This window comes from Streptomyces sp. NPDC005791, assembly GCF_042871485.1.
Taxonomy (GTDB): domain Bacteria; phylum Actinomycetota; class Actinomycetes; order Streptomycetales; family Streptomycetaceae; genus Streptomyces.
In genome coordinates, this window is record NZ_JBIAIP010000014.1 from 226,785 (window position 1) to 237,343 (window position 10,559).

General features: G+C 70.5%; 9 protein-coding genes and 1 pseudogene. 7 read left to right on the forward strand and 3 right to left on the reverse strand.

What is annotated here, in order from left to right; all coding sequences use genetic code 11:
- Nucleotides 1–343: 343 nt before the first annotated feature.
- Nucleotides 344–1,102, forward strand: a complete 759-nt coding sequence (locus tag ACFYSH_RS26285; RefSeq protein WP_388755777.1) for a thioesterase II family protein — start codon at nt 344–346, stop codon at nt 1,100–1,102.
- Nucleotides 1,103–1,182: 80 nt separating this feature from the next.
- On the opposite strand, the gene ACFYSH_RS26290 is transcribed toward ACFYSH_RS26285, so the two are convergent.
- On the reverse strand, nt 1,183–2,187 hold the full coding sequence (locus tag ACFYSH_RS26290) for a chitinase (RefSeq protein WP_388755780.1): 1,005 nt from the start codon (nt 2,185–2,187) through the stop codon (nt 1,183–1,185).
- Between the two features lie 292 nt (nt 2,188–2,479).
- Between ACFYSH_RS26290 and ACFYSH_RS26295 the strand changes: the two genes are divergently transcribed.
- The 3 genes from ACFYSH_RS26295 to ACFYSH_RS26305 are packed head-to-tail and all read left to right on the forward strand — an operon-like array spanning nt 2,480 to nt 6,281.
- Nucleotides 2,480–2,944 (forward strand): hypothetical protein, encoded by a 465-nt coding sequence (locus ACFYSH_RS26295; protein WP_388755783.1) that lies wholly within the window; start codon nt 2,480–2,482, stop codon nt 2,942–2,944.
- A complete protein-coding gene (locus ACFYSH_RS26300; protein WP_388755786.1) occupies nt 2,944–5,208 on the forward strand; it encodes a bifunctional polysaccharide deacetylase/glycosyltransferase family 2 protein in 2,265 nt (754 codons plus the stop codon). The genes ACFYSH_RS26295 and ACFYSH_RS26300 overlap by 1 nt, the downstream gene beginning before the upstream one ends.
- Nucleotides 5,208–6,281 (forward strand): acyltransferase, encoded by a 1,074-nt coding sequence (locus tag ACFYSH_RS26305; protein ID WP_388755789.1) that lies wholly within the window; start codon nt 5,208–5,210, stop codon nt 6,279–6,281. The genes ACFYSH_RS26300 and ACFYSH_RS26305 overlap by 1 nt, the downstream gene beginning before the upstream one ends.
- Before the next feature lie 40 nt (nt 6,282–6,321).
- Here the strand turns inward: ACFYSH_RS26305 and ACFYSH_RS26310 are convergent.
- Nucleotides 6,322–6,513 (reverse strand): annotated as a pseudogene (locus tag ACFYSH_RS26310) (hypothetical protein); the annotation flags it as partial.
- A 145-nt stretch (nt 6,514–6,658) separates the two neighbouring features.
- A complete protein-coding gene (locus tag ACFYSH_RS26315; protein WP_359465918.1) occupies nt 6,659–7,102 on the reverse strand; it encodes an SRPBCC family protein in 444 nt (147 codons plus the stop codon).
- Nucleotides 7,103–7,250: 148 nt separating this feature from the next.
- On the opposite strand from ACFYSH_RS26315, the gene ACFYSH_RS26320 reads away from it, so the two are divergent.
- From ACFYSH_RS26320 to ACFYSH_RS26330, 3 genes are all read left to right on the forward strand, one after another.
- Complete coding sequence (locus ACFYSH_RS26320; protein WP_388755792.1) at nt 7,251–8,294, forward strand: Rv2578c family radical SAM protein; 1,044 nt, start codon at nt 7,251–7,253, stop codon at nt 8,292–8,294.
- Between the two features lie 126 nt (nt 8,295–8,420).
- Nucleotides 8,421–10,022, forward strand: a complete 1,602-nt coding sequence (locus ACFYSH_RS26325; protein ID WP_388755795.1) for an alpha/beta hydrolase — start codon at nt 8,421–8,423, stop codon at nt 10,020–10,022.
- A 45-nt stretch (nt 10,023–10,067) separates the two neighbouring features.
- Nucleotides 10,068–10,517 (forward strand): N-6 DNA methylase, encoded by a 450-nt coding sequence (locus ACFYSH_RS26330; protein WP_388755798.1) that lies wholly within the window; start codon nt 10,068–10,070, stop codon nt 10,515–10,517.
- Nucleotides 10,518–10,559 lie beyond the last annotated feature (42 nt).

Here is a 10,559-nt window from a genome sequence, read left to right on the forward strand (position 1 = left end):
CGCGCGGTTCACGGCTCTGCCGAGTTTCCACCCGCCCGAAAGGACCAGACCATGTGATTGCCCGTAGGTAACGAAACGCCCCGCCCTCCGTTGCGCACTTCTCACATCATCCGCGGTGCGCTGCCCCGGATTCCACGGACCGCTGGACTTATCGGCGGGTACGAGGGAACAATGGCGCAGTCCGCACCGCCGCCACACCGGTGGAACCGGCACGCGAACCGCGGGCTCGACCGGCCGGTCGGACACTCAACTACCGGGCTCCACAAGCGCATCCGCAGAAAAGCAGGAATGCTCTGGCGTGGGTGTTCCGCCGTCACGTACCCACCGTCGAGGAGTAACCAAGGTGAACAACGCCGTCCACGTCACGGGTGAGGCGATACAGCGGTTCCATCCGTCCCCTGGTGCGGAAGCGGCCCTGGTGTGCTTTCCGCACGCCGGTGGTGCGGCCGGCTATTACCGGCCGTTCTCCGCCGCGCTGCGTCCTGACATCGACGTTCTGGCGGTCCAGTACCCCGGGCGCCAGAACCGCTGGACCGAGCCCCTCGCCGGCACCGTCGATCAGCTGGTCGACGACAGCGTGGAGGCACTGGGTCCGTGGGCCGGTCGGCCACTGGCCCTGTTCGGCCACAGCATGGGAGCGGTGGTCGCCTACGAGGTCGCCAGACGGCTGACCGAGTCCGGCGGTCCGCCCGTCACTCTCATGGTCTCCGGCAGCCGGGGCCATGACGACGGCCGGACGCGCGAGGTGCACCTGCGGGACGACGACGGTCTCATGGCCGAGATCAGGCGGCTGGGTGGGACGGACATGCGCGTGCTCGAGGACCCGGAGATGCGCTCCCTGCTCCTGCCGACTCTCCGCGCCGACTACCGGGCCGTGGAGACCTACCGGCACACCGAGGGGCCACGGCTCTCCTGCCCCGTGCTCGCCCTGGCCGGTGACAGCGATCCCGTGGCCTCCCCGGCCGAGATGCGCCACTGGGCCGACCGGACATCGGCGCGGTTCGACCTCCACAGTTTCGACGGTGGTCACTTCTATCTGACGGACCACGTCGCGGCCGTGGTGTCCGTCGTACGCGACCACGTCCTCGCACTGACCCGCTGAAGAGGCGACACAGCGCGTGGCGATGTCCGTGAGCGGTGCCCGCCCGGGTGGCGACGGTGTCGAAGCGCCGGACGATGCCCTCAGCCGCTGAGCGCCCCGGCGAACGCGCCCGCCGCCTGGCCGACTCCGCTGCAGGTGTCCGAGGCGGTCTTCGTGTCCTCGCCCGAGGCACACTCCTGGTCGCGGAAGGCCGCCCACAGGGAGAGCGCGCCGACCCCCTGCCGTGTGGCGAAGGCACGCAGGGACACGGCGTCGTCGAGCGTGAACGTCTCCCCCTCCACGTCGTTGACCCCGATCATCACAGTGAGGTGCAGCGCCTTCCACGCCGCCGCCCGCGACAGCCCGAGTACGTCCATGAGCTGGTCGTGGGCCGCGGCAGCGGCCTGCTCCGCGTAGTCGCCCATGTCGCCGCTGTGGGACGTGCTGTAGTTCATCGCCATGATGTTGACCGCAGAGAGCTCGACGCCCCGCTCCACCGCGTCCTGGACCAAGGCGAGCCCGGTGTCCTCCAGCCCCGTGGGCATCGCGGGCAGCGTGTAGGTGACGTCGAGGTCGCGCTCCTCCTGGAGCAGGACGAGTGCCTCGTTGCGCCGGGTGACGGAGGCGGTGTCGGTGAGCGCGTCACCCTCGATGTCGAAGTCGGCCTTGGTGGCACCGACCGCGTCGAGCACCTCGGCGTAGGCGTCGGCCAGTTCCTCCGCACTGTCGCAGGCCAGCGCCGCCTCGGTGCCCGCGGCGCCGCCGAAGGAGACCCGGAGGTCCGCCCCGGTGTCGGTGAGCGCCTCGGCTCGGGCCACGACCGCGTCGCTCCCGGCCTCCGTGGTGCCGCCCCAGAGGGGGGTGCAACCGGACGCGTCGGACGTCACGAAGGCCAGGTTGTACGTGTCGGGGGACCCCGCGCTGTCGGTGTCGGCGGCGGTCGTGGCGCTCACGTACGGAGTGTAGGCGGTGTGCGCGGCCACCGGCCCGGGAGGGGCGGACCCCTTCGCCTGGTCGGCGACGCCGCCCGTCGTGCAGGCCGAGCAGGCGAGACCGAGCGCGATCAGACCGGCTACGGCTGAGGAAAACCGTGTGCGCCTTTGCATGACGTGTGTGCACCTGCTCTCGGAAGGTCGCCCGGATCGGCAGCCGGTGCTGCCGGGACACCCTGAACCTCTCACACCACGAGCCCGCGCGGAGTCACAGGCAACTCATGGGAATGACCTCGCAGCGTCCGCTGCAGGAGTCAACTCCCCGGTCGGGACGGGTCGGTGCGGCACGGAGCAGGCATACCGCACCCGGCGCACTCTCAGCGGTCCGACAGGTTCGGGCCCGTTTCACAGCGTGCGGCCAGGAAGGCTCCAGACTTCGCACAACTGGTTTCGCCACCATGCGCACATGCAATCCGACCCCGTCATCGAGAAAGACCCGGCTCCGCGCGGCCGACGCCGGGCACACGCCGGTCCGGCCCGCTCGGCCGAGCGCCGCCGCACGGCGGAACGGCCCCAGGAGGGCCCCGTCTTCGTGGACAGTTCGGGGCGCCGGGCCAGACTGCTGCGCCGCGCCGGCATGCTGGTGGGCATCGTCTGCGTCGGTTACGCCGCCGTGCTGGGGCTCGCCTTCATGGGCGGCATCTCCCTGTCCCCCTCCCAGTTGCTGCCCTTCGACGGCGGCCCGGCCGCGGAAGCCGGTCCGGGCGGCGGGACGCGGCCCGGGTACGGCCTGCCACCGGGCGGCACCGCAGCGCCGAGTGGCGCGCCGGCACCTGCCGCGTCCGGCGGGGCGGCACCATCCGGCCAGGCGCAGGCTGCGGCGACCTCGACCGCGACGGCGACGGCGACGGCGACGGGCAGGACGAACTGATGGCCGCTCCACGCCGCCGGCACGCCACGCCCGGCAGGATCAGCCGCGTCGGCCGCCAGGCCGTCCCCCGTCCCCGCGTGATCATGGCTCTGCTGCTGTTGCTGGGGCTCGTCTGCACGATGCTGCTCGACGGCTATCTGCGCGCCGAGGTCGGTGACGACCAGCGCGTGCGCACCGACGCCTCCGCGGACTCGGTGCCCGGCGAGGTGCTGGAGGGCGGGCCCATCCTGAGCTTCGCCGGCGGCACCGCCCGTACGCAGTCCGTACCGGACAAGACCATCGTGCTGACCTTCGACGACGGCCCCGACCCCGAGTGGAGCGAGAAGGTCCTGGACATCCTCGAGGAGAACGACGTGCCGGGCACGTTCTTCCTCGTCGGCTCGATGATCTCGCGCTATCCGGACGTCGTCCGCAGGATGGTCGACGAAGGCAACGAGGTGGGGGTCCACACCTTCACCCACGTCGATCTCTCCTATCAGAGCGAGGCACGCGTCAAACGGGAGATCGCCCAGACGCAGCTCGCGTTGGCGGGCGCGGCCGGCATCACGACGACGCTGTTCCGTGCCCCGTACTCCTCGAAGACCGATGCGATCGACGACTACAGCTGGCCCGTCTACGAGAGCCTGGGCGCGATGGGCTACACCAGCGTGTTCATCGACACCGACAGCGAGGACTGGCAGCAGCCGGGCGTCTCCAAGATCGTCACGTGGGCGACCCCGGAGGACGGCGAGGGCGCTTCGGTGCTGTTCCACGACGCGGGCGGCGACCGGTCCGAGACGCTGGCCGCGTTGCCGAAGTACATCAAGAAGATGAAGGCGAAGGGCTACACCTTCACCACCGTCAGCGGCGCCCAGCAGCAGGACGCGTCCGCCGCCGGTGAGGGCGCCGGTGCGACGGACGGTGCCTCGGCAGGCGACCCCGGGCGGCCCGGCACCCGGCAGCCCGGCTTCGTCCAGGGCAACGCGGAACAGGCCGCCCACCGTGCGGCGGACACCGCCGGTGTGTGGGAGGGCCGCGCCCTGCTCGCCGCCGTCGCGGTCGCCGAGTGGACCGTGCCGGGGCTGGCCGCGGTGCTGGCGGTCGTCGGGGCCGCGGTCCTGGCCCGCTTCGGCATGATGCTCCTGCTCGCCCGGCGCCACTACAGGCGACGCAACCGGCGCAGCTTCACCTGGGGCCCCGAGGTGACGGATCCGGTCAGTGTGATCGTTCCGGCGTACAACGAGAAGGAGTGCATCGCCAGTACGCTCAGCTCCCTGGCGGCCAGCACCCACCCGATCGAGATCGTGGTCGTCGACGACGGCTCGACGGACGGCACCGCCGAGATCGCGGAAGCGCTCGGCCTGCCCGACGTCCGGGTGATCCGGCAGGAGAACGCCGGCAAGTCGGCCGCCCTCAACAACGGTGTCCGCCAGGCCCGTCACGACATCGTCGTGATGATGGACGGGGACACCGTCTTCGAACCCGACACGGTGCACCGGCTCGTCCAGCCGTTCGCCGACACACGGATCGGTGCGGTCGCGGGCAACGCGAAGGTGGGCAACCGCTCCACGATGATCGGTGCCTGGCAGCACATCGAGTACGTGATGGGCTTCAACCTGGACCGCAGGATGTACGACCTGCTGCGGTGCATGCCCACCATCCCCGGCGCGATCGGGGCCTTCCGCCGCCAGGCGGTGCTGGAGGTCGGCGGGATGAGCGAGGACACACTGGCCGAGGACACCGACATCACCATCGCGCTCCATCGCGCCGGCTGGCGTGTCGTCTACGCCGAGCACGCCCGCGCCTGGACCGAGGCACCGGCCTCACTGGGGCAGTTGTGGCGTCAGCGCTACCGCTGGAGTTACGGCACCATGCAGGCGCTGTGGAAGCACCGCAGGTCCGTCACCGACCGGGGGCCCTCCGGCCGTTTCGGCCGGGTCGGCATGCCGCTCGTCGTCCTCTTCCAGATCGTCACACCGGTCTTCGCGCCGCTCATCGACGTCTTCACCGTCTACGCGATGCTCTTCGTGGACTTCCGGGCATCGCTGCTCGCCTGGCTGGCGGTCCTGGCCGTGCAGTTGTTCTGCGCGGCGTACGCCTTCCGTCTCGACCGGGAGAAGTACAGGTATCTGCTGATGCTGCCGCTCCAGCAGCTCGCGTACCGGCAGTTGATGTACCTCGTGCTCATCCACTCCTGTGTCACCGCCGCGACCGGCGGCCGGCTGCGCTGGCAGAAGCTCAAGCGCACCGGTGAGGTCGGCACGCCCCAGGTGGGGGCGTCGTAGTGGCGGGGACGCACCGCAGGACGGCACTCGCGCCGTCCCCCACGGCCACCACGGGCACCGGCCGAGACCGGTCCTTCGATGCGCTGCGGGCCGTGGCGCTCGTCCGGGTGGTGACCTACCACACCTTCGAGTGGCCGTGGCTGGGGTTCGTCTTCCCGTCCATGGGCGTGATGTTCGCGCTGGCCGGTTCGCTCATGGCCCGTTCGCTGGAGCGACCGGCTCCCGGGGTGCTCCGCGGCAGGATGCGGAGGCTGCTGATCCCGGTGTGGCTGTTCGGCCTCGTGCTCGGGGTGGCGATGCTGTTGCACGGCTGGGTGCCGGGACCGGACGTGCTGCTCTGGGTGCTGCCCGTCGGCGATCCGCCCGGCGACGCGTGGGGTGAGCAGGCCTGGGCGGTGCTCTGGTACCTGCGCGCCTATCTGTGGTTCGTGCTGCTCTCTCCGCTGTTCCTGCGTCTTTTCCGGCTCGCCCCTCTCCCCGTGCTCGGACTGTCCCTGGTACCGGTCGTGGTGCTGGAGACGGTGTCCGGGGTGCCGGACGGTCGGCTGGGGAGCGCGTTGAGTGACGCGTCGGTGTTCCTGTTCTGCTGGCTGCTCGGGTTCGCACACCGCGACGGGGTGCTCGACCGGCTGCGCGGCCCGGGGACGGTGGCCGTCGCGGCTCCGCTGATGGCCGCGGGCGCCTGGTGGGCGTCGGGGCATCCGGCGGACGGTGTGTACGACCTGGACGACATCCCGCTCGCCCAGGCGCTGTGGTCGGCGGGGTTCGTGCTGCTTCTCCTACGCTTTCGGCCCCGCTTCGACGGCCTCGTACGCCGTCCGGCGGCCGACCGGGTCGTCACGGTGTTCAACGCCCGTGCGGTGACGGTCTACCTCTGGCACGAGGTGGCACTGATGGCCGCGGTACCGCTGATCGATCTGATGTGGGAGGTGCCGGCTCTGGAGCGGCACCTGCCGCTGGACAGCCTGTGGACGCAGTTCGGCGTCGCATGGGTGCTGATCGCGGCGGCGGTGGTGTGCTTCGGCTGGGTCGAGGACGTCGCGGCGAGGCGGAGGCCCCGTCTGCTGCCCTGAACGAGGCGGGTGTGCGGCGCTCCGCACACCCGCCCGGTGTTCAGTCCTCGTGGCCCAGCTGGAGGTCGCGCTCGGTCCATCCGCCTCCGGGGAGCTGGAGCACGGTGGCGACCGGCGGATAACCGACGGCGATCACGGTGTACCCACCGGTCGACAGGTCCACGAACCTGAACGCCCCGTCGGAGCCGGTGGTGAGGGTGTCGACCACGTTGCCCGCCGCGTCCAGCAGGGTCGGGGCAAACGCGACCAGGCGCGCGCACGGCGCGCACAGAGGGCTTATGCGCCGGTGGGAGGCACTACGGCGCACAACCGGCCCCTCCGGAGAACCACCCGTTCCGGTGAGGCCGGCCGTGACGTCAACAGCGGGAGGATCGGGGCTACTTCTCGACCTCGGTGGCGAGATTCTGCAGCAGCTCGTCGTAGATACGGGCGAGGCCCTTGGGTGCGAAGGTCTTCTCGAAGAATCCGCCGATGCCGCCGGCGCCGTTCCACACGGTCGTGACCACGGCCCTGGACTTGCCCTCGCCGGCCGGCGTGACGGTCCAGGTGGTGACCATGGAGGAGTTGCGGTCCTTCTCGATCAGCTGTCCGTCCGTGGGCTCGGTGACCTCGAGCAGGCAGTCGCGGACCCGCTTGCTCGTGGCCTGGAGCTTCCAGTGGACGAGGGTTCCTTCGCCGTCGCCGCCCTCGCGCACCTCGTACTCGCTGAAGTGCCCGGTCATCACCTTGCCCCGGACCTCCTTGTAGTCGGCCAGCGCATCGAACACCGTCTCTGCGTCCGCCGCGATGATCCGCTCTGTCGTGGCCTCGACCTGCGCCATGCCTGCTCCTCCAGCACTCGGTTGTTCGGGGTCGTGCTGAGCCAATCACCTCGGGTGCGGCCCCTCAAAATCGGGCCCGGAGCCCTGCCGTGCACGATCAAGGGAACGTATGTTCTATTCTCTGCGGAGTGCTACCAAGGAGGCGCTCATGCGCTGGGACAATCTGGCCGAAAATACGACAAAGGAAGGGAACGGCGCGCTCTTCGCCGCGGACGCGGTGACGACGCGCACCTTCGACACCCCGGAATTCAGGGGAATCACCTTTCACGAGATCCGGGCCCGCTCGATCGTGAACCGGGTGCCCGGGGCCTCCCGCATGCCGTTCGAATGGACGGTGAACCCGTACCGGGGCTGCACCCACGCCTGCGTGTACTGCTTCGCCCGCAAGACCCACAGCTACCTGGACCTGGACACCGGGCTCGGTTTCGACTCCCAGATCGTCGTCAAGGTCAACGCCGCCGAGCTGCTGGGCCGCCATCTGGCCTCCCGCCACTGGCACGGCCAGCACATCGCTATGGGCACGAACGTGGACTGCTACCAGCGCGCCGAAGGCCGCTACCGGTTGATGCCCGGCATCATCGCGGCCCTGCGCGACCACGCGAACCCCTTCTCCATCCTCACGAAGGGCACGCTGATCCTGCGCGATCTCGACCTGCTGCGGCAGGCCGCCCAGGTCACGGAGGTCGGCGTCTCCGTCTCCGTCGGATTCACCGACTCCGAGCTGTGGCGCACGGTCGAGCCGGGCACCCCCTCCCCCGAACGCCGCCTGGATGTCGTCCGCGCCATGACGGACGACGGGATCGGCTGCGGAGTCCTGATGGCCCCGGTCATCCCCTTCCTCGGCGACCGGCCCGACCAGCTGCGCGCCACGGTCCGCGCCATCGCCGCCGCCGGGGCGACCTCGGTCACGCCGCTCGTCCTGCACCTGCGGCCCGGCGCCCGTGAGTGGTTCATGCAGTGGCTCGCGCACCACCATCCGCACCTGGTGCGACGCTACGAGGACATGTACGCGGACGGGGCGTACGCGCCGACCTGGTACCAGCGGGGCATCACCCGCCGTGTGCACGAACTGGCGGCCGAGTTCGGCATCGGACCGGCCGACCGGGGCGGCGCCCGCCGCATCGACCGTGAGGCCCCACCGGCCCTCACGGACGGTCACGCGCCGGTCCCCACCCAGCTGACCCTGCTCTGACCGCACCGGTCTCCCTGCCCGAACGGGTCAAATCCAGACGACAGGTGTCCTCCCCTTCCCGGAACCGGGAAGCATGCGGCGGGGGCTGTGCCACCCACAGCCGCGTTCCCCGACCCGGGAGGCCCTATGACGAAACGTGCAGGAATTCTGGTCGCCGTCGGCGCCACGGTCGCGGGCCTGGTGACGGCAGCGCCGTCCACCGCCTCAGCGCCGTCCACCGCGTCCGCCGAGACGGGTGCGGCCACCCCACGCGCCGCCGCGCCTCTCCGGTGGAAGGGCTGCGGGACGAAGACGTATCCGGCTCTGCAGTGCGCGACCGTCCGCGCACCGCTCGACCATGACAACCCGTCGGGCAGACAGGTGACCCTCGCCCTCTCCCGGATCCCGCACACGGCGAAGACCACGCAGGGCCCCCTGCTGGTCAACCCGGGTGGTCCCGGGGGCAGCGGGCTCTCCATGGCGGGCTTCGTCGCGTCCTCGCTGCCCACGAAGCTCGCCGCGCAGTACGACGTCATCGGCTTCGACCCACGCGGGGTCGGGAAGAGCACTCCCGCCCTGGACTGCGTACCGAAGCACTTCGAGCCCGTGCGCCCCGACTCCGTGCCGGACTCCCACGCGGCGGAGAGGACCGCACGCGAGCGGGCCGCCTCCTTCGCCGCCGCGTGCGGCGAGAAGCACGGCGACCTGCTGCCGTACATGGACACCGTCAGCGCAGCGAAGGACCTCGACGTCATCCGCCGGGCGCTCGCCGCACCGCGGATCAACTACTTCGGTTACTCGTACGGCACCTACCTGGGCGCGGTCTACGCCAAGCTGTTCCCCGAGCGCGTACGCCGTCTGGTGCTGGACTCGGTCGTCGACCCGGACGGCGTCTGGTACGAGAACAACCTCGGCCAGGACCACGCGTTCGACGCCCGCCACAAGGCCTTGATGGCGTGGATCGCGAAGCATGACGCCCGGTACCAGCTCGGCAGCGATCCGGCCGCGGTCGAAGCCGCGTGGTACCGGATGCGCGACGCGGTGAAGAAGCACCCCGCAGCCGGCAAGGTCGGACCGAGCGAGCTCGAGGACACCTTCTTGCCGGGCGGTTACTACGACGGCTACTGGCCCCGCCTCGCCGAGGCGTTCGCGGCGTACGTGAACGACAAGGACCAGAAGGCGCTCGCCACCGCGTACGAGGACTTCGCCGCCGTGGACCGGAGCGGCGACAACGGGTACTCCGTCTACGCGGCCGTGCAGTGCCGGGACGCCGGCTGGCCCCGGAACTGGAACACCTGGCGCAACGACAGCCGACAGGCGCACCGCAAGGCGCCCTTCATGACGTGGAACAACACCTGGTACAACGCCCCCTGTGCCACCTGGCCGGTGGAGTCGCTGGAGCCGGTGCGGGTCACCAACGACCGGCTCCCGCCCGCGCTGCTCCTCCAGGCCACCGACGACGCGGCCACGCCCTACGAGGGCGCCGTCGTCATGAGCCGCGAGCTGAAGGGCTCCGGCCTCGTCGTCGAACAGGGCGGCGGCAACCACGGCATCACCCTGAGCGGCAACGACTGCCTGGACGACCACCTGGTGGCCTACCTCACCGACAGCACCCTCCCGGCCCGCGGCGGCACCGGCCCGGACGCGGTCTGCGCCGCCCTGCCGGAACCGAAGCCCACCCCGGCCACGAAGGCGGGCGCGAACACGAAGGGCAAGACGCTGCACGGCCTGCTGGGCTTCCGCGGCTGAGGTATACCAGGCCCCGCGCCGGGGACGTACGCCGGGATGGGCCGCGTGACCACACGCCCCGATCCCGCGTACGCCCCCGGCGTGCACAACCGAGACTCGTACCTCCACCTGTACGAACACTTCCTGACCGTGTACGACCCGGCTCTGCGTCAGAAGAGCGGCTCTTACTACACGCCGCACCAAGTCGTGGAGGAGATGCTCCGGCTCACCGAAGACGTGTTGCGCACCCGCCTCGGACAGCAGGCAGGCTTCGGTGAGGACGACGTACGCATCGTGGACCCCGCCATGAGGACGGGCACGTATCTGCACACGGTCATCGAGCGGGTGACCGAGCAGGCCGCCGACCGCTACGGCCCCGCGATGGCCCCCGACGCCATCGCCCGGCTCGCCACGCGTCTCCACGGCTTCGAGTTACAGATGGGCCCCCTAGGTGTATTGAGGATCTGTACGGTGAGTGGTGTAACTCCCGTACTGAAAGCGACAGTTGATGGCTGACGTGAAGAGTGACATCGAGGTCGGGGCCGCTGTGAGTGCGAC

What these genes read in the sequence shown, in the direction of transcription:
- ACFYSH_RS26290 (WP_388755780.1), bottom strand. Translation starts at nt 2,187, where the DNA reads ATGCAAAGGCGCACACGGTTTTCCTCAGCCGTAGCCGGTCTGATCGCG.
- ACFYSH_RS26295 (WP_388755783.1), top strand. Translation starts at nt 2,480, where the DNA reads ATGCAATCCGACCCCGTCATCGAGAAAGACCCGGCTCCGCGCGGCCGA.
- ACFYSH_RS26300 (WP_388755786.1), top strand. Translation starts at nt 2,944, where the DNA reads ATGGCCGCTCCACGCCGCCGGCACGCCACGCCCGGCAGGATCAGCCGC.
- ACFYSH_RS26315 (WP_359465918.1), bottom strand. Translation starts at nt 7,102, where the DNA reads ATGGCGCAGGTCGAGGCCACGACAGAGCGGATCATCGCGGCGGACGCA.
- ACFYSH_RS26320 (WP_388755792.1), top strand. Translation starts at nt 7,251, where the DNA reads ATGCGCTGGGACAATCTGGCCGAAAATACGACAAAGGAAGGGAACGGC.
- ACFYSH_RS26325 (WP_388755795.1), top strand. Translation starts at nt 8,421, where the DNA reads ATGACGAAACGTGCAGGAATTCTGGTCGCCGTCGGCGCCACGGTCGCG.